The organism is Streptomyces sp. NPDC028928, from assembly GCF_055564915.1.
In genome coordinates this window covers 123,178-144,343 of sequence record NZ_JBVHVI010000007.1, presented here as the reverse complement: position 1 = coordinate 144,343, position 21,166 = coordinate 123,178, and the positions used below count along the sequence as shown (strand labels likewise).

Below are 21,166 nucleotides of genomic sequence, written 5' to 3'. Positions count from 1 at the left end.
ACGTCTTCCCAGGAGGCCCGATGTCCCCGCATGCCGCCGGCCGGCGCCGCGTCGCCCGTTCCGTCGCCACGGGGCTTCCCCTGGCCCTGGTCGCCGCCCTCGTGGCCACGGGGACGGCCACGGCGGCGCCGTCCGGGGACGCCCGCGTCGTCCGTACGGCGACCCTCGGCGAGATTCCGCTCGGCGCGTTCAGCAACGCGCTGCTGCCGGGCAGTGTGGCCGACGACCACGGGGTGGAGCTGGGCGGCATCGGCAGCGACATCTATCCGGCGGGCCGCAAGGGCGAGTACTGGACGGTGACCGACCGCGGCCCCAACGGCCAGATCAAGGTGGACGGCAAGAAGCGCCGCACCTTCCCGGTGCCGGGATTCGACCCCGCGATCGTCAAGGTCCGGGTCTTCGGGGACTCGGTCGAGGTCCTGGACGCGATCGCGCTGACCACTTCCTCCGGGAAGGCCGTGACCGGGCTGCCGAACCAGCGGAGCCGGGACGAGGCGCCGTACACCTACGACGCCGGGACGCCGCTCTCCTACGACCCGAACGGCCTGGACACCGAGGGCATCGTGCGGGCCGGGGACGGCGGTTTCTGGCTCGTGGACGAGTACGGGCCGTCCCTCGTGCACGTCTCCGCGCGCGGGCGGGTCCTCGCTCGCTATGTGCCCAAGGGGCTCGCCCTGACCGGCGCGGACTACCCGGTGGTGGAGGCGCTGCCGTCGATCCTGCTGCACCGCAAGACCAACCGGGGGTTCGAGGGTCTGGCGCTGCTTCCCGGCGGTGATCTGGTGATGGCCCTGCAGAGTCCGCTCTCGCTGCCGGACGCGGACGCCGGGGACGCCTCTCGCACCACCCGTCTGCTGCGCTTCTCGCCGCGCGAAAAGGCCGTCACGGCGGAGTACGCCTACCGCTTCGACCCGGTCGGCGTGGTCGACCCGGGCGAGGACGACACCTCGGAGCTGAAGATCTCGTCGGTGGTGGCGGTGGGCCGCGACCGGCTGCTCGTCGAGGAGCGCACCGACAGGGCGGCCCGGTTGCAGCTGGTGAGGCTGCGCGACCGGTCCGACATCCTCGGCGGCCCGTGGGACGACGACACGACGTCCCCCTCGCTGGAGCAGCTGGACGACCCGGCGACCGCGGGTGTGCCGGTGCTGTCCAAGCAGCTCGTGGTGGACCTGGGCAAGGTCGCCGGGGTGCCCGGGAAGATCGAGGGCATCGCGCGCGTGGACCACGACACGCTCGCGCTCGTCAACGACAACGACTTCGGGATGACCGACGGTGCGGGCGCGTTCGACCCCCACGGCCGCCTGGTCGACAGCGGGGTCGAGACGACGGTGGTGTACGTACGCCTGCCCAGGAAGCTGTGACCGAGTCCGGCGGGCCGGCTCGCCGGCCCGCCGGACAGACCGCCTCAGGAGGTCGTCTTACGTGGTGTCACCACCGGCCGTGAGGGGAGTCGACGCTCTCCCGCGTCGCGGCGACGGCGCGGGCGCGCACTGGACCGGCATCGACCCCTGGGTTCGGCCGCGCGTGGGGACGTTCGCCCGCACGCGCGCGTGCGGTCAGCCCCGTGCCCCCAGCAGGTGGTCCATCGCCAGCTGGTCGAGGCGTTCGAAGGCCATGCCGCGCGCGGCGGCCGCCTCCACGTCGAAGTCCTGGAAGGCCGCACGGTCGGCGAGCAGGCCCCGCAGGCCGTCCGCCGCGGTCGGCTGGGCCAGCTGGTCCAGCCGCGACGCGCGCAGCGCCTCCTGTACCTCCGGGTCCGCGCGGAAGGCGGCCGAACGCTCCTTCAGGATGAGGTAATTGCGCATGCATCCGGCCGCGGACGCCCAGACGCCGTCGAGGTCCTCGGTCCGCGGCGGCTTGAAGTCGAAGTGGCGGGGCCCTTCGTAACCGGCGCTCTCCAGGAGGTCGACGAGCCAGAAGGCGGCCCGCAGGTCGCCCGCGCCGAACCGCAGGTCCTGGTCGTACTTGATCCCGGACTGGCCGTTGAGGTCGATGTGGAAGAGCTTGCCCGCCCACAGGGCCTGGGCGATGCCGTGCGGGAAGTTCAGACCGGCCATCTGCTCGTGGCCGACCTCCGGGTTGACGCCGTACAGCTCGGGCCGCTCCAGGCGCTCGATGAAGGCCAGCGCGTGCCCGACGGTGGGGAGCAGGATGTCGCCGCGGGGCTCGTTCGGCTTGGGCTCGATGGCGAACCGGAGGTCGTACCCCTGGGAGGTGACGTACTCGCCGAGCAGGTCGAAGGCCTCCTTCATGCGGTCCAGCGCGGCGCGTACGTCCTTGGCGGCCCCGGACTCGGCGCCCTCGCGACCGCCCCACGCGACGTACGTCTTCGCGCCCAGTTCAACCGCCAGGTCGATGTTGCGGATCGTCTTGCGCAGGGCGTAGCGGCGCACGTCGCGGTCGTTGGCGGTGAACGCGCCGTCCTTGAAGACGGGGTGCGTGAAGAGGTTCGTGGTGGCCATCGGGACGGTCATGCCGGTGGCGTCCAGGGCCTGCCGGAACCGCTTGATGTGCGACTCGCGCTCGGTGTCCGAGGAGCCGAAGGGGATCAGGTCGTCGTCGTGGAAGGTCACTCCGTGGGCACCGAGTTCGGCCAGGCGCTGCACCGTCTCGACCGGGTCGAGGGCGCGGCGGGTGGCGTCGCCGAACGGGTCCCTTCCCTGCCAGCCGACGGTCCACAGGCCGAAGGTGAACCTGTCCTCGGGGGTGGGCTGGTAGCTCATGCCGCGGCTCCTTGCTGGGGTACGACTATTTCGTCATGGCCGTTTACAAATTAGTATGCGGACGCACCGCTGGGAAGAGACAAGATGTCTTCGACAGCAACGTGTCCTCGCCAGCAAGGTGTCTTCGACAGCCCACCGCACATCCCGCGGAGCCGCGGAAGAGGGAGAGCCCGATGTCAGCAGCCGAGGGTCCGCTCGTCGTCGGGGTGGACACGTCCACCCAGTCCACGAAGGCACTGGTCGTCGACGCGGCCACCGGTCAGGTGGTGGCGAGTGGCCAGGCACCGCACTCCGTGACCTTCGGGGCGGGCCGGGAGAGTGATCCGCGGCAGTGGTGGGACGCCCTGTGCGCGGCGCTGCGCCAGTGCGGTGACGCGGCGCACGAGGCGGCGGCGGTGTCCATCGGCGGCCAGCAGCACGGCCTGGTCACCCTGGACGAGCACGGTGAGCCGGTGCGTCCGGCACTGCTGTGGAACGACGTCCGCTCGGCGCCCCAGGCCCGCCGTCTGGTGGAGGAGCTGGGCGGACCGAAGGCCTGGGCGGAACGCACCGGCAGTGTGCCCGGGGCATCTTTCACGGTCACCAAGTGGGCGTGGCTCGCCGAGCACGAGCCGGAGGCGGTCCGCGCGACCCGGGCGGTACGGCTCCCCCACGACTACCTCACCGAGCGCCTGACCGGACAGGGCACGACCGACCGCGGCGACGTCTCGGGCACCGGCTGGTGGGCGTCCGGGACGGAGGCCTACGACGAGGAGACCCTCGCGCACATCGGTCTCGACCCGGCGCTGCTGCCCCGGGTGGTGCGTCCCGGCGAGGTCGCCGGCACCGTGCGCGACAGCCACGACCTGCCGTTCTCCAAGGGCACCCTCGTCGCCCCGGGCACCGGCGACAACGCGGCGGCGGCGCTGGGCCTCGGTCTCAGGCCCGGCACCCCGGTGCTGAGCCTCGGCACCTCCGGCACCGTCTACGCCGTCTCCAAGCGCCGCCCCACCGACCCGACCGGCACGGTGGCGGGTTTCGCCGACGCACGCGGGGACTGGCTGCCGCTGGCCTGCACCCTGAACTGCACCCTCGCGGTGGACCGCGTCGCGGCCCTGCTGGGCCTGGACCGGGAGGCCGTGGAACCCGGCGGCTCGGTGACCCTCCTGCCGTACCTGGACGGAGAGCGCACCCCGAACCTGCCGCACGCCTCCGGACTGCTGCACGGGTTGCGCCACGACACCACCGCGGGTCAGCTGCTGCAGGCGGCGTACGACGGCGCGGTGCACGCGCTGCTGGGCGCCCTCGACCTGGTCCTCGACGAGGACGCGGACCGCGGCACCCCGCTGCTCCTGATCGGCGGAGGGGCCCGGGGAACGGCCTGGCAGCAGACGGTGCGCCGGCTCTCGGGGCGGCCCGTCCAGGTGCCGGAGGCCAGGGAACTGGTCGCCCTGGGCGCGGCGGCACAGGCGGCCGGTCTGCTGACCGGAGAGGATCCCGCGGCGGTGGCCCGCCGCTGGAACACGGCCGCGGGCCCGGTCCTGGAGGCCGTGGAGCGGGACTCGGCGACGCTGGACCGGATCACCGGGGTACTCTCCGACGCGGCCCCGCTGCTGGAGCGGGACACGCACACCCAGTGACCGGGCCGCCCGCCTCCAGCCGGGCGGCAGACACCGAGGATTGACGGAGGCATGACCGCACCGCTGCACGAGGCGCGTCCGCCGGGCGCCGGGCGCGCCCTGCCGGACACCCAGCAGGGCATGCGCCGACGCAACCTCGCCCGCGTGATGCACGCCGTCAGCGCCGAGGGCTCGCTGTCCCGCGCGGTGGTCGCCTCACGGATCGGACTGACCCGGGCGGCGGTGTCGACACTGGTGGACGAGCTGATCCGCTGGGGGCTGCTGGAGGAACTGGGCCCCGAGCGGCCGGGCCGGGTGGGCCGGCCCGGATCGGCGCTCGCGGTGAGCGGCCGGGGACCGGCCGGGATCGGGGCGGAGATCGGCGTCGGCCACCTCGCGGTGTGCGCGGTCGACCTGCGCGGCGAGGTCAGGGCGCGGGCCGTACGGCACGGCGCCAACCGGGGGCGGGCGGCCGGGCCCGTGATCGAGGAGCTGACGGCGCTGATCCGTCAGGTCGTCGCGGAGGCGGAACGGGCACAGCTCTGGCCCGCCGGGCTCGCGGTCGCCGTGCCCGGCCTGGTGGCCCGGGACGGACGGACGGTCGTACGGGCCCCGAATCTCGACTGGCACAACACCGACCTCGGCCCCCTGCTGCCCGGCGACTGGCCACTGACCGTGGACAACGAGGCCAACTTCGGCGCGTTGGCCGAGCTGTGGCTCGGTGCCGGCGCTCCCGGTGACTTCCTGCACGTGTCGGCCGAGATCGGCATCGGTGCCGCCGTGGTCGTCGACAGCCGGCTGCTGCGCGGGACCCGGGGATTCGCGGGCGAGCTGGGCCATGTGCCCGTACGGCCGGACGGTCCTCCCTGCCCGTGCGGCGGCCGGGGCTGCCTGGAACAGTACGCGGGCGAGGACGCGGTACTGCGCGCGGCCGGGCTGGAGCCGCGCGAGGATCTGGTGGGCCTGCTCGCGGAGCGCGCCGAGGCCGGTGACGATGCCGTACGGGCGGCTCTGCGGGACGCCGGTACGGCGCTCGGCATCGCCCTGACCGGGGCGGTGAACCTCCTCGACCCCGAGACGGTGGTCCTGGGCGGGGCCCTCGCCGGCCTCTCCCCCTGGCTGCTGCCATCGCTGGAGACTGAGCTGGCGGGCCGTACGGCGGGCCCGGCCTGCCCGGTGACGGTGTCCGCGCTGGGCCCGCAGGGTCCCCTGCTGGGCGCCGCCCACTCGGTCGTCCGAGCGGTGCTGGACGATCCGGCGATGGTGGCGGAACGGTCCTGAACCGGCTCGCCGCACGCCGGGGGCCGTGCCCCCCTGTAGTCCCCGTGCTTCGCCCGATCGGGTGATCGAGTTATCCACAGGCCGCGACTTGTCCACGGAACCGCGGCACGCTCTTCTGCCCAACCGGCCCGAGCCGTACCGTGATTCACGCGGGGCGCAGCCGACGGGTCGTCATGAACCGCCGACGGGCGCACCGACGGGACCACCGACGAGTCGTCAGGAACCATCGACGGGTCGGTCATACACGGCCGACGGGTCGTCATCGATGGCGGAGGGCTCGTCACGTGCGGGCGGACGGCGGGCGCTCGCGGAATGAGGGAAACGCGCAGGCGGCAGGTGGCAGCGGACTGACACGTATCTGGGGGGACATATGAACGGGGAGCCGACCGGGGCGCTGCGGCGCGATGCGATCGGGTTGCGTGAGGTGCTGTTCCAGAGCATCACGGCGATGGCGCCGGCCGCAGCGGTCGCCGCATCGATTCCGTCCGGCGCCGCCTTCGCGGGCGGCAGCCTTCCGCTGGCGGTGCTGATCGCCCTGGTGGCCTGCCTGTTCACCGCCTCGTGCGTGGCGGAGCTGGCCCGCGAGCTGCCCGCGGCGGGCTCGGTGGCGACGTACGCGGCACGGGGCCTGCACCCGGCCGTCGGCTTCCTCGTCGGGTGGGCCTACGTCTTCGTGGAGATGCTGGTGCCACCGTTGCTGCTCCTGCAACTGGGCTTCACGGCGGCGGCCACGCTGCATGAGGAGTGGGCCGCGTACCCGGCGGACCTGTGGTGGCCGTGGGCGCTGGCGGGGGCGGCGGTGATCGCGGTCGCCGGCTATCTCGGCGTCCGCGCCTCCGCCCGCTTCGGCACCGTCCTCGGTGTCTTCGAGATCCTCGTCCTCCTCGTGTTCGCGGTGCTGCTCATCGGCAAGGCGGGCAGCGCGAACACCCTGTCGGTGTTCGGCACCGCGCACACCGCCGACGGCTACACGGGGGCCGCCGGGGTGTTCGCCGGGTCCGTGTACACGGTGCTGGCGTTCGCCGGGTTCGAGGCGGCGGCACCGCTCGCCGAGGAGACCCGCGACCCCCGAAGGACCATGCACCGCGCGGTTCTCGGGGCGGCCCTCGGTATCGGCCTGTTCTACGTGCTCACGACGTACGCGATGACGGTCTACTTCGGCCCCGACCGGTTCGCGGGGTTCGGCGCCTCGGGCGCCGCGTCCTGGGAGGGCGTCGCCCGGGCGTCCTTCGGTCTGTTCTGGGTGCTGGTGTTCCTCGCGGTGGTCAATTCCACGATCGCGAACGCCAACGCGTGCGCGAACGTCTCGACCCGCACGGCCTTCGCCCTGGCCCGCATCCGTGTCCTGCCCGGCCTGCTCGCCACGCTCCATCCGCGGCACCGCTCCCCCGTGGCCGGCATCGCCGTGCAGACCGCCGTGGCGGTGGCGGCGGTGCTGGGACTCGGCTTCGCCTACGACCCCGTGACCGCGTTCCTGTTCCTCGCCACGGTGATCGTCACGGTCGCCGTCGGTGTCTACATCATCGTGAACGTCGCCTGCACCGGCCACTTCCTGCGCTCCGGCCGGGCCGCCTTCAAGCCGGTACGGCACTTGCTGTTCCCGGTGCTGGGCATCGCCGCGTTCGTCCCCGCCCTTCTCACGGCCGCCGGCCTCCCGGTGTTCGACTTCGTCACGGAACTGACGGCTCCGGTGTCCTACGCCGGCCCGGTCGTCGGCGCCTGGATGGCGGTGGGTGTGGTGGTCCTGCTCGTGCTCGTACGACGGCATCCCGAGCGCATAGCCGAGACCGCGCGGGTGCACCTCGACGCGTACGACCCCGGCGCCGACCGGCAGAGCGGGACCGTGTCTCGCTGACCGACGGGCACCCCGAGGACGGCCACGCCGCAGCGGCCCCGTTCCCGGCCCAGGACAGCCACGCCCCAGCCGGCCCCGTTCACCGCCCCGCCCGACCGGATCCACGACCTCCGTCGACCCGATCCACGACCTCCGTCGACCCGACCCACGCCCCAGGACAGCCACGGCCCAGCCCGTGCCCTTCACCACCCGTCCGACCCGATCCACCCACCTGACGACCGCCCCACGAAGGGAGCCACGCCAGATGACCGAGCCCCGCATCCTCACCGTGCGTCCGGAACCGGACCACTACGCCTGGACGTTCGGCGGAGCAGCGCCCTTGGCGCGGATCGCTCCGGGCACCGTTCTCGACCTGTACACGGAGGACTGCTTCGCCGGCCGGGTCCGCTCCGAGAAGGACCTCGTGTCCGAGGTGTGCGAGTTCCCCTACCTCAATCCCCAGACCGGCCCCTTCCACATCGAGGGCGCCGAGCCCGGCGACACCGTCGCCGTGCACTTCGTGTCGATCGAACCGGCCCGCGACTGGGCGGCGTCCGCGACGGTCCCCCTCTTCGGCGCCCTCACCTCCACCCATACCACGGCCACGCTGCAGCCACCGCTGCCGGAGCGGGTCTGGATCTGGCAGCTGGACCGGGCCCGGCAGACCGCCCTGTTCCAGGCGCGGGACAGCGACTTCCGGGTGGAGCTGCCCCTGGACCCGATGCACGGCACCGTGGGCGTGGCACCCGCCAACCTGGAGGTGCGCTCGGCCCTGGTGCCGGACGCGCACGGCGGGAACATGGACACGCCCGAGATGCGGGCCGGCGTCACCTGCTACCTGGGCGTCAACGTCGAGGGCGCCCTGCTCAGCCTCGGCGACGGGCACGCCCGGCAGGGCGAGGGCGAGACCTGCGGAGTGGCCGTGGAGTGCGCGATGAACACGGTGGTGGTCGTGGACCTCCTCAAGGACGTCAGCACGCCGTGGCCCCGGCTGGAGTCGGACACGCACATCATCTCGACCGGATCGGCCCGCCCGCTGGAGGACGCGTTCCGGATATCCCAACTCGACCTGGTGCGGTGGCTGGTGCGCGACTACGGGTTCAGCGAGCTGGACGCGTACCAGTTCGCGACCCAGGCGGTCGAATCACCGTTGGCCAACGTGTGCGACACGAACTACACGTGCGTGGCCAAGCTCCGCAAGGAGTGGCTGCCCGCGCGGGAGACGTACCGCGGTGTGCACGCACGGCTGCGGGAGACCGCGCGGGCCCTGCGCGGCTGACGTCTCGGCCGTACCCCTCCGCCGTACTCCTGACTCCCCGACGGCCGACTCCCCGACGGCCTCGCGAGGCATCGCGAAGGCATCGCCGAGGCACCGCGCAAGCATCCCGAAAGGCTTCCGAAAGGCATCCCGCCATGGACATGGACCGAGCCCGATCCCGGCTCAGCCGGCGACGGCTGCTGAAGGGCGCGGCACTCGCCGCCGTCCCCTACGCCCTGCTTCCCGACCCGCGTGCCGGAGCGCACACCGGGTTCGTCGACTACCCGCTCGCCGAGTGGCGGCCGGCGAGCAGTTCCAACTACACGCTGTCCGAGCGCCCCGGCGACTACGCCATCGACCGTGTGATCATCCACGTCACTCAGGAGACGTACACCGACACGCTGGCGATCTTCGGCAATCCGCAGAAGAAGGTCTCCGCGCACTATCTGGTCCGCTCGGCGGACGGGCACGTCGCCCAGTGCGTGCACGAGGCCGACATCGCCTGGCACGCGGGCAACTGGACCTACAACACACGCAGCGTCGGCATCGAGCACGAGGGCTGGGTGGACCGGCCCGCCTACTTCACCAACGCCCTCTACGAGGAGTCGGCGAAGCTCACGGCGGCGATCTGCGCGGCGTACGGCATCCCCCGGGACAGAGAGCACATCATCGGCCACTACGAGGTGCCCGGCACCGACCACACCGACCCGGGGCCGCACTGGGACTGGGTGCGCTACATCAGACTGGTCAACTTCGCCTAGCCGGGAGGAGCCGCTTGTCGCACCGGTTGTCGCACCGGTTGTCCCCGCGAACACGCGGGGTGACGATGGTCCCAGCCGCCGTGGCACCGCCGTTCCACCGTCCGGGGAGGCCGAGTTGACCGATCCGTGGGTTGCCCTGGAGCCGGGGGCCGATCCCGCCGAGCGCGTTCGGGTGCTGCGCCGTGCGCACGAGACGTTCACCACCGCGGGGACGGTGCCGCGCCCGGTGCGGTCGGTGGTGGCGGAGTCGTGGCGGCGCAGCGCGCGGGCGGGCGTCGGGCCGGACGGCGCCGCCAGCGTGGAGCTGACCGACGGCGACCTCGGCGCCTACCGCGCGGAACACCCGCTGGCCCGGGTGATGCCCCTGTTCCGGGAGCTGATGGGCACGTTCGCGGCCGACGGCGAGCATCTGCTGGCGGTGTGCGACGCGCACGGCAGGCTGCTGTGGGTGGAGGGGCACGCGGCGACCCGGCGTCGCGCGGACCGGATGAACTTCGTGCCCGGGGCCCGCTGGTCGGAGAGCGCGGTCGGCACCAACGCGCCGGGCACCGCGGTCGCCGTGGACCGGGCCGTGCAGGTGTTCGCCGCCGAGCACTTCATACGGCGGGTGCAGCCGTGGACGTGTGCCGCCGCTCCGGTGCACGATCCCCGCACCGGACGGGTCCTCGGGGCCGTGGACATCACCGGTGGGGACGGGCTCGCCCATCCGCACAGCCTGGGTTTCGTGCAGGCGGTGGCACGGGCGGCCGAGGCACAGCTCGCCCTGCTCGCCCCGCCCGGCACCGCCGGGGAGGGACCGCTGCTGAGCGCGCTGGGCCGGGACGAGGCCGAACTCGCCCTGGAGGGCCGGCGGCTCAGGCTCAGCCGTCGGCACAGCGAGATCCTCGTGCTGCTGTCGCGGCACCCCGAGGGCCTGAGCGGGGACGAGCTGCTGTGCGCGCTGTACGCGGAGGAGTCGGTGACCCCGGTGACCCTGCGGGCGGAACTGGCCCGGCTGCGCAGACTCCTGGGGCCGGGGCTGCTCGCCTCACGGCCGTACCGGCTGACGGCCGCGGTCGAGTCGGACGCCACCGTGGTCGAGCGGCGGCTGGGGACGGGCGGGCTCACCGCTGCGGCGGAGGCGTACACCGGGCCCCTGCTGCCCGGCTCGCAGGCCCCCGCGATCGTGCGGCTGCGGGAGCGGCTCGCGGGCGCACTGCGCACGGCGCTGATCGCGCACCGCGATCCCGACCTGCTGGCGGACTGGGCGCACGCGCCGTGGGGCGAGGAGGACATCGAGGTGTGGCGGGCGCTCGCCGCGGTGCGTCCGACGGCACCGGTCCGTGCCCGGCTCGCCGCGCTGGAGGCCGAACTGGCGGCACCGGCCGGCCGGGCACCGGCGCGGACCTGTGGTGCAACGTACGTGCAACGTCCGCTTGCCTAGCCTCGCGGCGAGAGCTGCCCAACGGCGGGCAGCGCTGCACCGGGAGGCAGACCAGGATGACTCGTTACGCGGCGCCGGGCACCGAGGGCTCGATCGTCTCCTACCAGGCGCGCTACGACCACTTCATCGGCGGTGCCTATGTGCCGCCGGCGCGCGGGCGGTACTTCGAGAACCCGTCCCCGGTCAACGGGCAGCCGTTCACGGAGGTCGCGCGCGGTACCGCCGAGGACGTCGAGCGGGCACTGGACGCGGCGCACGAGGCGGCACCCGGGTGGGGCCGTACGCCGGTGGCGGAGCGCTCCGACATCCTGCTGAAGATCGCCGACCGGATGGAGGCGTACCTGGAGCCGCTGGCGGTGGCCGAGAGCTGGGAGAACGGCAAGCCGGTGCGGGAGACGCTGGCGGCCGACATCCCGCTCGCGATCGACCACTTCCGCTACTTCGCGGGGGCGATCCGGGCGCAGGAGGGTTCGCTGGGCGAGCTGGACGACGACACGGTGGCGTACCACTTCCACGAACCGCTCGGGGTCGTCGCGCAGATCATCCCGTGGAACTTTCCCATCCTGATGGCGGCCTGGAAGCTGGCGCCGGCGCTGGCCGCGGGGAACGCGGTGGTCCTCAAGCCGGCCGAACAGACCCCGGCCTCCATCCACTACTGGCTGAGCCTGATCGCGGACCTGCTGCCGCCGGGCGTGCTGAACATCGTCAACGGCTTCGGTGTGGAGGCGGGCAAGCCGCTGGCGTCGAGCCCGCGGGTGGCGAAGGTCGCGTTCACCGGGGAGACCACGACCGGGCGGCTGATCATGCAGTACGCCTCGGAGAACATCAAGCCGGTCACCCTGGAACTCGGCGGGAAGTCGCCGAACATCTTCTTCGACGACGTGTGGGCGCACGACGACGACTTCCGCGAAAAAGCGCTCGAAGGCTTCACGATGTTCGCGCTCAACCAGGGCGAGGTCTGCACCTGCCCGTCCCGGGCGCTGATCCAGCGCGGTCACTACGCGGAGTTCCTGGAGGCGGCCGTCGAGCGCACCCGTCGCATCAAGCCGGGCCATCCGCTGGACACCGACACGATGATCGGCGCGCAGGCCTCCAACGACCAGTTGGAGAAGATCCTCTCCTACCTGGACATCGGCCGCCAGGAGGGTGCGAGGATCCTCACCGGCGGTGAACGCGTCGAGCACGACGGCGAGTTGAAGGGCGGCTACTACGTCCAGCCGACCATCTTCGAGGGTGACAACCGCATGCGGATCTTCCAGGAGGAGATCTTCGGCCCGGTCGTCTCGGTGGCCTCCTTCGACGACTTCGACGACGCGATCAAGATCGCCAACGACACGCTGTACGGCCTGGGCGCGGGCGTGTGGACCCGGGACATCAACACCGCCTACCGCGCGGGCCGCGCGATCCAGGCGGGCCGGGTGTGGACCAACTGCTACCACGCCTACCCCGCGCACGCGGCGTTCGGCGGCTACAAGCAGTCCGGGATCGGCCGTGAGACGCACAAGATGATGCTGGAGCACTACCAGCAGACCAAGAACCTCCTCGTGTCGTACTCGCCGAAGAGGCTGGGCTTCTTCTAGATACGAGAAGGGGCGCCTGACCAGGGCAGATGCCGGGCGGGCGCCCCTGTCGGACCGGTGCCGTCAGACCGGTGACCAGGCGAGGGCGCCCTGGAAGTACACGTCCCAGAGGCGGCCGGCGAAGAACTGGCCGAACCTGCCCAGTGCGGCCAGCCGGCCACGGGTCGTGTCCGCCCGCACCCGGAAGCTCGCGAGCTCGCGGACGAAGTCCGGCAGCCGGAGACGCACGACTCCGGTGGCCACCACCTGGGCGTCCGCTTCCTCGCCGGCCGGCACCCTGCCGCGCAGGATCCGGGTGTACAAGGTCGTGGTGTCGGCCCACAGTCCGTGGCCGGAGTCCTCGTCGACGGTCTTGCAGCCGCTCAGCGTCAGCGGGTTTCCGGCCTTGTCGGTGAAGAACAGGCGGTAGCGCATGCGCAGATGTTCCGGGTCGCCCTCCTCCACGAAGAGGTGGAAGCTGCCCGACTCCACCTCGCGCCGGCCGCCCAGCGCCTCGCAGTGGATCTGCCCTGTGATCGTCGCCTGGTGCTCGGGGTGGACGAGGAAACGGTCCAGCTCGTCGATGTGAACGGTCAGACGCACCGACAGTTGCTCCTGGACCGGCCCGCCGTTGCGTATCGCACGGGAGCCGGGCGCCCTGGAACCGAAGGTGATCGCGCCGGTCATCCGTTCGCTGAACCGCAGGCGGCTGCCGTCGGCGGCCGGGCAGGGCAGCGGGGCGGACAGCGGTATCCGTTGTTCCTCGCACCAGGCGCGGGCCTTGTGCACCCCGAGTTCCACGGCCTGCCGGAAGCGGTCCCGGCTGAAGTTGATCAGATAGTTGAGAGGGACCTCGCACTGCAGCATCCGGACGCTGATCGGGCGGCCGAACTCGCCCCGGCCACCCTCGCGGATCGCGGCGTTGTTGGCGTCGATCCGCCGCTGCCACTCCTGCAACCGGCTGTTGGCCGCGGTCTCGATGATCTGGAAGTAGTGCGCCACGAAACCGTCGTGCCAGCGACCCCGCCGGCTGACCGTCCAGATGATCCACAGCTCCTCGCAGCCCCGGCGGATCGCCTCACCGATGTTCGCGTCGGTGACGTAGACGGGGTCGATGTAGACCCTGCCGTCGACGGTGACCGGCGGGAACCACATCGGCAGCGACACGGCGGCGACGAGCAGGTCCTCATCCATCTGGTCGGCGGTCAGCACCTCCAGCTCGTTGCGGGAGAAATCGTAGAGGTTGAAGGTGGCGACCCGGTCGGTCGCCCGGATCTTCTCCCAGTCGAGCCCCCAGCGGCTGAAGACGTTCCGCCGGTAACCGTCGAGCGTGAACAGCGAAGAGCCGTACGGGCCCTTCAGGTACTGCCGCCAGTTGGGAGTGACTCCCTTCAAGGGGCGTATCTCCCGCCAGTTGTCGGCGATCTGACGCCCGCTCATGCCCTGGCAGTACATGGCCAGGTTGAACGTGCCGCCACTCGCACCGTCCGCGTGGTCGAACCGCAGGCCCGCCTCGTCGAGCCAGACCTGGAGCACACCTGCCTGGAAAGCGACCTTGACCCCGCCACCGGCGAGGATCAGCGCCCGGCGGGTGTCACCGGTGCCATGGCCGTCCGTCATCCGTCCGTCACCGCCTTGCCTGGGGTCGTCGCTTCCCCGCGTCGAAATCGTCGATGGCGGCGTCGGCCGCACGGTCGGCGAGGGCCGCGATGGTGAGCGAGGGATTGGCACCGACCGGGCCGGGCATGATCGACCCGTCGACGATCGACAAGCCCGGGCAGCCGTACACCCGGCCGTAGGAATCGACCACGCCTTCCTGCCGGTTACGGCCCATCGGAGCCCCACCGAGCGGGTGCACGGTGATGAGCCGGTTGAGATACGACAGGGGGTCCGCGGCGTAGCAACCGCCCAACGCCGAGGACAGTTCCCGCATGGTCCCGTTCATCCGGTGGAAATAGGCGTCCGAGGCGGCGGTGTCCCAGTCCAGATCCAGGTATCCGTCCCGCAGCCGCATCCGGCCGGTCGGCACGTCCCGCCCCATGCCGAGGAGCGGGAGCGACGTGGCCGTGAACAGCCCCTTGCTCATGGCGTCGGACAACTGGCGTCCGACCTCGCTCTTGGGGCTGTGGGTGAGTTGGGACCAGCCTCTGCGCAGCAGGAAGCGCAGGACGTGCCTGGAGGCGGTGAAAGCGTTCTGTTCCACCAACCAGTTGATGAAGTCCGGGTATCCGGCGTCCTCGATGAAGAATCCGCGTCCGGTACCGCCGTCGAGCTGGTCCGGCGAGCGCATCGCGCTGGTGATGACCGGACCGAAACTGGGATGCAGCAGGCGGGGCGTCTCCTGGCCACCGTGTCGTTCCCGGGCCTTGAAGACGAATCCGAGGAAATCGCCGTTGCCGGAGAAGTGGGTTCCCAGTGCGGGACCGAGGTCCGGGAGCTGGCTCCGGTTCCGCAGGAGCAGATAGGGCGTGCCGAGCGCCCCGGCCGCGAGAATCAGCCGGTGTGCCCGTACGACGCGCGGCACGGCCATGCCCTCTTCCCCTTCCGCCCGGTCCAGCCGGCGGTCGAGATACGAGATCAGGAACCCGTCGGACGTGGGCGTGAAGGACTTCACCTCGCAACCGGTGCGGAGCACGGCCCCGTGCTCCTTCTCGGCGGTGCTGAGGTATGTGAGGTCCAGGGTGTTCTTACTGCCGAAATTGCACCCGATATCGCACTCGCCGACGAGCCGGCATGTGTAGCGCGGAACTCCGTACCGATTCTTGTCGCCGCCTGCGATGGGCACTCCGGGTACCGGCTTCTCTTCCGGATTACCGAAGGTCACGGCCAGGTGAGGCAGGTCCCATTCCAGGCCCAGCCGCTGCGCCGCGTCCTGCATCGCCAGGGTCTTCGGCGTGCTCCGGTAGGGCTCGTGGTCGGTGGGGTACCTCTGCACGCCCATCGTCTTCTCGACGGCCTCGTAGTGCGAGACCAGCTCCTTGTAACTGATCGGCCAGTACTCGCCGGATCCCGCCAGGGTGTCGTCCTGGGGAAACCAGTTCTCGGGTTTGCGCAGCAGGACGTTGGCGTAGATCAGCGAACCGCCACCGAGTCCGCTGCAGACGACGGCGTCGAGTTCCGAGAAGCTCCACACGTCGAACATGCCGTGCAGCCCGTGGTCCGGGGCCCAGAAGTTGGACGCGGTCGCGTGCGGCCCGCGGGGAAATGTGCCCGGCGCGTAGGCCCTGCCCCGTTCCAGGACGCAGACACGCATCTGTGCTTGCGCCAGTCGTGCCGTCATGACCGAGCCGCCGAAACCCGAGCCGATCACCACGGCGTCGAAGCTTTCCATGCCGGCTGCCTCCGAGAAGCGTCGAGCCCCTGCGCAGGACAGGCAAACGTTCATGTCTTTTCATTGTGACGCGGCCGGTCGCGAGGCGCATGCCGAGCATGTTCGTGCCGAGTTCACAACCCTCCGCACGTACTGAAGTCACGCCGCGCTTCGGCGAACGGGGAGGGCCTCGAGGCGGCCCGGCCCGTCGGCGTTGTCATGCGTAGAGGGACTCGCCGGGGGCCGGTGCGGGTGGGGTCGAGGCCGCGCAGCACATCACCTCCACCCACTGCGACGATCCGGCAGCCCGAACGCCGACCGCTTCTGGAACGGACCGCCGTCCCACGCGTACGGCGCCGGACTCGCCCGCCTCGCCGGCAACCGGCGCCGTCGCGTCTCAGGGCAGGAACGTCACCTCCGGGAACGCCCGGGACGGGCCGTCGAGCAGATGGCCGCGTCGGTGCCGCAGGTGCAGGTCGAAGAACGCGAGCGGGTACGCCTGCTGGATACGTACCGCCCGGGCGGGGGCGAGGGTGCCGATCCAGCCGCGCAGTTCCTCATCGCTCATGCCCACCGCCGCCGCCAGCTGCGGGATCAGCACCTGATTGTCGCCGTAGGACGCATGGACAGCGCCCTCGGCCTGGATGTTCAGCCGCCATCCGCGCAGGCGCGTCCAGAACTCGGCGACGCTGGGCTCCTCGGCCCGCGTGAATGCGGCCGTCATCATCATGAACGGCCGGTCCAGGTCGCCGGTGACGACCGGCAGCATCGGTCCGTCGAGGCTCAGCCCGGCCCGGACCCGCGGATCGTCGAGCATGAGGCGAGCGGTCGCCGTGCCGCCCTTCGACCAGCCGGACATGCCGACGCGCCGCGGGTCGACCGCGCCCGTCAGGCCCGTCGGCAGGGGCCGGCCGTCGGCATCGGGATTGCGCCCGGCGGCCAGGTCCTCGACACAGTCGAGGATGAATCGGATGTCTGCGGCGAAGTCCGCCGGGCCCATCGCGTGCTGCGGGTCCATGAGCGGCGTGCGGACCCGCCCGTCGGGGAACTCGGTGAAAGCGTCGTAGGTGTGGTCCGCCGTCACCACCGCATAGCCGTGGCTGGCGAGTTCCTGCACCATGACGGTGTGATCGGCGCGGTGGCTGTGCGCGCCGTGCGAGAAGACGACGACGGGCAGTTCCCGGCCGCTCCGTCGCACCGGGGCGCTCTGGTGGCCGGACGTCAGCGGCGCCTGTACGGCGTCGACGGGAAATCCCGCGGACGCGAGCAGCCCCCGCAGCGCGCCGGCGGACATCCACGGTGCGAGCGGGTACCGCCGGACGTCCCGGGCGGGGTACCAGACACTCGCCATCAGCTCCCGATGGCGCCCGGGGCCGGCCACGGGATCCGGGCGGGCGGTGTCGACAAGGTGCAGCGCCACCGTGCCCACCGGGTACGGCCCGGTCGGCGCGGGCAGCGTGAGCTGCGCGGGGGCGGGCGCTTGCGAGGCTGCCGCCCGGGCAGCCCCGGCGAGGCCGAGCGGCACGGCAGCGCCGGCCGCCAGCGCGGCTCCCAGCAGGTGACGGCGCGTCCAAGCCTCGTGCGGGGGCAACGGAGTGGTCGAGGGTCCGACCACCGGACGGTCAGCTGTACCCGCGGCCGAACGTCGGTGGGGTACGCCAGAATTGGTACGCATGGGTGCGACGCTGTCATTCACAGCAGCCGTGCCGCATCCGCCCACCGCATGCAAACCAGGGGCGCATCAGACCACTGGTCTACATCCGTGGTGTGAGCAGCCGGACGAGCAGTACCGTCACCGCGCCTATGGCCAACACCGATCCCAGCACCGTGAACAGCAGGTCGACGGCCTTCATGTCCCAGCCCTCGATCGCGAACCGGTGTGGGGCTTTCGGGTCGTACCGGACCGTGACGCGCGCCCCGACGGCGAACGTGTTTCCCAGGGTTCCGCGGCCGAACCTGGACGGGTACTCGCACGCGGTTCCGTCTCGGGCCGTCCAGGCCGCGACCGGGTGGTAGAACGTGCCGCCCTCGTCGCCCCGGCTGACCTCGTGCCGGACGATCCGGGCCTCGGTATCGACGCCTGTGCGGCGCAGCGCGCCGGCGCGGCGGAGACCATGCACACCGAACGCAAGGAAGACCACGCCGATCGTCAGGGGGATGAGGGAGAAGAGCCATGCACGTTCCATGTGTCCTGCGACGCATGCGTTGGGATGTCGGTTGCGTGTCAGGTGGCAGGGGCGGTCCTCCGCCACCCGGTCCTGTTGTCCGGTCGTGGTAATTTCGCCGTGGCAGCTCGTAGGTGCTTGCCCCGGACGAGATGTGCGCCGTACCCGGCCCGCCAAGACGACGCACTCGAAGGAGACGTCATGGACGCGGGCGCACACCTGATCGATTTCACGTCGGCGCCTCTTCCGCCTCGTCCGCTGGGTGTCCGGTGGATTCACGGCTCGCCTTCGGCCAAGCACAACACCGATCCGGACATCCAGGTTCATCCGTACGACGAGCACACGTTCATCCTGCGGCAGAACAAGGCGGTCAACTATGAGGCGCCGTTCATGTTTCTGCTGTTCGGAAACGCCCAGGCGGTGCTGATCGACACCGGCGCCACCGCATCCGCCCGGTTCTTCCCGCTGCGCCGGGTGGTCGACGAGCTGATCGCCGGCTGGCTCGCCCGCCACCCCCGGGAGCGGTACCACCTGCTGGTGCTCCACACCCATCCGCACGGTGACCACATCGCGGGAGACGGCCAGTTCGCCGACCGCCCCGACACCACGGTGGTCGGCGCCGATCTGTCCACGGCCTGGAAGCATTTCGGCTTCCACGCGGACCCCCGAGCCGTGGCGCGGGTCGACCTGGGCGGGCGTGTACTGGAGTGTCTGGCCACCCCGGGCCACCACGAGGCATCCGTCACGTTCTACGACCCCTGGACCGGCTTCCTGCTCACCGGTGACACGGTCTATCCAGGTCGGCTCTACATCGAGGACTGGCATGCCTTCGCCCGGACGATCGACCGCCTGATCGCTTTCTGCGACCGTCGACCGGTCACCCATGTGCTCGGCTGCCACATCGAGATGACCGGGCAGCCAGGGGTGGACTATCCGATCCGCACCACCTACCAGCCCGACGAACCACCCCTCGAGATGACCGCCGGCCACCTGCGCGAGATCCGGGTGGCGATCGAGGAAATCGGCGACCGGCCCGGCCGGCGCGCCTGTCCTCTCTTCATCCTCTGGCCCTTCGCATGACGACTCCGCTGCGTGTGCGAGCCGGGTTCTCAGCCGATGGTGACGACACGTGGCCAGGGCGGTGGGGCGTCGGGGACGTATTCGGGATCGTCCTCGTCCACGGCGCGCGTGGGACGGGGGAAGAGTCCGACGACGGTGCGGCAGGGCGGCTGCGCTGAGGGCCATGGCGTCTGCGTCCGCCGGGAGTCCGACGCGCCCGTGAGCGCCGCCCTCCGCGACCGGATCCACGCCGCGCTGAAGAAGCAGTTCGGCACGTGGATGGCGGCGATGGTGGTGAACGGCAGGGGGTACAACGCCTGGCCGTACACCATCGTGCCGGTCAACATCGTCGGCTGGGCGGTCAGGGACCGCGCCACGCTCCAGTGGACCGACGACTCCGTCGACGTCTACGCCGGAGTCCTCGACGGCGCCGGCGCCCCGCAGTGCGCCCCCGACTGCGGCCGTTTCTTCCACCAGGACGGCGACTACTCGAAGTGCCCGAGCGGTACGGCCCGGCACTACGACCAGTCGCTGTGGCGGCAGCGCCACCCGGATCACCGAGTTCGACACCTGGATGCTGCGTGACTTCTGACGCCAACTGAAGAGCCGGTACGGGTACTGACCGCGCCCACCGGTACGGGTACTGCCCCGGCCATCACCGGCCGAGTGATTGACGCGGCCATGACCACAGCCCTACCGTCCGACCGGAGAACCGAACCCCGTTCGACATATCGACCACTTCGACGCCCCCTGGAGCACGCATGACCCCAGGTCCCCACCTCTCCCGCCGCGCCTTCCTCGGCATGGCCGCCGCCACTCCCCTCGCCGTCACCGGCGCGCTGGGTGCCGGCGCAGGAACCGCCCACGCCGCCGGCACGGCGTACGCCATGGCCTACTTCACCGAGTCACCGAACGGCACCGGCACCGACTACGGCCTCCACCTGGCCGTCAGCACGGACTCGCTCAACTGGATGCCGCTGAACCAGAACAAGCCCGTCGTCACCCCCACCGAGGGCGCGCTCGGCCTGCGGGACCCGTTCATCCTGCGCAAGCAGGACGGCACGTTCGTCGTCCTGGCCACCGACCTGAAGGGCACGGACTGGAGCTACGTCAGCCAGTACGTGCACGTGTGGAACTCCCCCGACCTGCGGACCTTCACCGGCTACCACCGGCTGAAGGTGCACGGCCTGAACACCCACGCCTGGGCTCCGGAGGCGTTCTGGGACCCTGGGCGGGGCCAGTACGCGCTCATCTACTCGGCGGTCGATTCCAGCGGACACAACGTGATCATGGTGAACTACACCACCGACTTCGTCACCGCCTCCGCCCCGCAGGTCTTCTTCGACCCCGGCTACGACGTGATCGACGGGGACATGGCGGTGGGGGTGAACGGGGTCAACTACCTCTACTTCAAGAAGAACCAGACGCTGGTCGGCGCCCGCTCCACCAGTCTCGCCCCGGGCAGCTTCCGGGAGTTCAGCACCGGAGTCGCGCACGGCGGCACCGAGGCGCCCACCCTGGTCAGGTCCCCCGACGCCGGGAGCTGGTACCTCTGGGGAGACACCTACACGCCCAACGGTGTCTTCTACGCCTGGCAGACCACCGACCTCGCCTCCGGCACCTGGACCGCGCTCGACCAGAGGGCCTACACCCAGCCGGTCAACTCCAAGCACTGCGGGATCACACCCCTCAGCACCACCGAGTACGACAACCTCGTGGCCCGGTGGGGCGCCCCCTCCTGGAACCGGCTCAAGTCGTACAACTACCCGGCCCGTTACGTCCGTCACGCCAACTACGTCGGCCGTATCGACGAGTACCCCTTCGACCCGTACACCGACTCGCTGTGGCAGCTCGTGCCCGGCCTCGCCGACAGCAGCGCGGTGTCCTTCCGGTCGGTGAACTACCCGACCCGCTATCTGCGCCACTACGACTACCAGCTGCGCCTGGACGCCGACGACGGCACGTCGGCCTTCGCGGCGGACGCCACCTTCCAGCGCACGGCGGGCCTCGCGGATGCGAGCTGGTCGTCGTTCTGCTCGTACAACAACCCCACCCGCTATCTGCGCCACTCCGACCACGTCCTGCGGATCGACCCGGTCTCCACGGCCACCGACCGGCAGGACGCGACCTTCCGGGTCGGCTACTGACCCGGCGCGGACGGGCTTCGTACGGCCGAACGGCGCGCACGAAGGCGC

At 71.3% G+C, this 21,166-nt stretch carries 15 protein-coding genes, 2 pseudogenes and 1 riboswitch; of the genes and pseudogenes, 11 read left to right on the top strand and 6 right to left on the bottom strand.

The features are described from left to right. The first annotated feature begins 20 nt into the window (after nt 1–20). The gene (locus tag ACZ4U1_RS18505; RefSeq protein ID WP_467904406.1) at nt 21–1,361 is read left to right on the top strand and encodes an esterase-like activity of phytase family protein; all 1,341 of its coding nucleotides are present in this window, start codon (nt 21–23) and stop codon (nt 1,359–1,361) included. A 195-nt stretch (nt 1,362–1,556) separates the two neighbouring features. Here the strand turns inward: ACZ4U1_RS18505 and xylA are convergent, their stop codons facing one another. Continuing rightward, nucleotides 1,557–2,723 carry a xylose isomerase gene (gene xylA, locus ACZ4U1_RS18500; protein ID WP_467904405.1) on the bottom strand — a complete coding sequence of 389 codons (1,167 nt, stop codon included), beginning with the start codon at nt 2,721–2,723 and terminating at the stop codon, nt 1,557–1,559. Nucleotides 2,724–2,896: 173 nt separating this feature from the next. Here xylA and xylB point away from each other — a divergent pair, with 173 nt between their 5' ends. The 7 genes from xylB (at nt 2,897) to exaC (ending at nt 12,458) form a co-directional block, all read left to right on the top strand. Further along, entirely contained in the window at nt 2,897–4,342 is a 1,446-nt protein-coding gene (gene xylB / locus ACZ4U1_RS18495) for a xylulokinase (protein WP_467904403.1), read from the top strand. Between the two features lie 51 nt (nt 4,343–4,393). After that, nucleotides 4,394–5,602, top strand: coding sequence for an ROK family protein (locus ACZ4U1_RS18490; RefSeq protein ID WP_467904402.1), 1,209 nt, complete (start codon nt 4,394–4,396; stop codon nt 5,600–5,602). A 370-nt stretch (nt 5,603–5,972) separates the two neighbouring features. Continuing rightward, complete coding sequence (locus tag ACZ4U1_RS18485; RefSeq protein ID WP_467904401.1) at nt 5,973–7,457, top strand: APC family permease; 1,485 nt, start codon at nt 5,973–5,975, stop codon at nt 7,455–7,457. 244 nt (nt 7,458–7,701) lie between these two features. After that, the gene (locus tag ACZ4U1_RS18480) at nt 7,702–8,715 is read left to right on the top strand and encodes an acetamidase/formamidase family protein (RefSeq protein ID WP_467904400.1); all 1,014 of its coding nucleotides are present in this window, start codon (nt 7,702–7,704) and stop codon (nt 8,713–8,715) included. 140 nt (nt 8,716–8,855) lie between these two features. Then, entirely contained in the window at nt 8,856–9,455 is a 600-nt protein-coding gene (locus tag ACZ4U1_RS18475) for an N-acetylmuramoyl-L-alanine amidase (protein ID WP_467904741.1), read from the top strand. 115 nt (nt 9,456–9,570) lie between these two features. Next, nucleotides 9,571–10,878, top strand: coding sequence for a GAF domain-containing protein (locus ACZ4U1_RS18470; RefSeq protein ID WP_467904399.1), 1,308 nt, complete (start codon nt 9,571–9,573; stop codon nt 10,876–10,878). Nucleotides 10,879–10,934: 56 nt separating this feature from the next. Continuing rightward, complete coding sequence (gene exaC / locus ACZ4U1_RS18465; RefSeq protein WP_467904398.1) at nt 10,935–12,458, top strand: acetaldehyde dehydrogenase ExaC; 1,524 nt, start codon at nt 10,935–10,937, stop codon at nt 12,456–12,458. Between the two features lie 63 nt (nt 12,459–12,521). On the opposite strand, the gene ACZ4U1_RS18460 is transcribed toward exaC, so the two are convergent. The 4 genes from ACZ4U1_RS18460 to ACZ4U1_RS18445 form a co-directional block, all read right to left on the bottom strand. Next, entirely contained in the window at nt 12,522–14,057 is a 1,536-nt protein-coding gene (locus ACZ4U1_RS18460) for a patatin-like phospholipase family protein (RefSeq protein ID WP_467904397.1), read from the bottom strand. A 7-nt stretch (nt 14,058–14,064) separates the two neighbouring features. Next, nucleotides 14,065–15,768, bottom strand: a complete 1,704-nt coding sequence (locus ACZ4U1_RS18455) for a GMC oxidoreductase (RefSeq protein ID WP_467904396.1) — start codon at nt 15,766–15,768, stop codon at nt 14,065–14,067. Between the two features lie 376 nt (nt 15,769–16,144). Beyond that, nucleotides 16,145–17,338, bottom strand: a complete 1,194-nt coding sequence (locus ACZ4U1_RS18450; RefSeq protein WP_467904395.1) for an alpha/beta hydrolase family protein — start codon at nt 17,336–17,338, stop codon at nt 16,145–16,147. Between the two features lie 163 nt (nt 17,339–17,501). Next, on the bottom strand, nt 17,502–17,933 hold the full coding sequence (locus tag ACZ4U1_RS18445; protein WP_467904394.1) for a DUF3592 domain-containing protein: 432 nt from the start codon (nt 17,931–17,933) through the stop codon (nt 17,502–17,504). A 99-nt stretch (nt 17,934–18,032) separates the two neighbouring features. Further along, nucleotides 18,033–18,100: riboswitch (guanidine-III (ykkC-III) riboswitch) on the top strand. A gap of 13 nt (nt 18,101–18,113) precedes the next feature. Between ACZ4U1_RS18445 and ACZ4U1_RS18440 the strand changes: the two genes are divergently transcribed. Then, complete coding sequence (locus tag ACZ4U1_RS18440) at nt 18,114–18,992, top strand: MBL fold metallo-hydrolase (RefSeq protein ID WP_467904393.1); 879 nt, start codon at nt 18,114–18,116, stop codon at nt 18,990–18,992. A 29-nt stretch (nt 18,993–19,021) separates the two neighbouring features. On the opposite strand, the pseudogene ACZ4U1_RS18435 reads toward ACZ4U1_RS18440, so the two are convergent. Then, nucleotides 19,022–19,165 (bottom strand): annotated as a pseudogene (locus tag ACZ4U1_RS18435) (DUF2201 family putative metallopeptidase); the annotation flags it as partial. On the opposite strand from ACZ4U1_RS18435, the pseudogene ACZ4U1_RS18430 reads away from it, so the two are divergent. Continuing rightward, a pseudogene (locus ACZ4U1_RS18430) lies at nt 19,164–19,508 on the top strand (hypothetical protein); the annotation flags it as partial. The pseudogenes ACZ4U1_RS18435 and ACZ4U1_RS18430 overlap by 2 nt on opposite strands. 224 nt (nt 19,509–19,732) lie before the next feature. Further along, on the top strand, nt 19,733–21,118 hold the full coding sequence (locus ACZ4U1_RS18425) for a glycoside hydrolase family 43 protein (RefSeq protein WP_467904392.1): 1,386 nt from the start codon (nt 19,733–19,735) through the stop codon (nt 21,116–21,118). Nucleotides 21,119–21,166 lie beyond the last annotated feature (48 nt).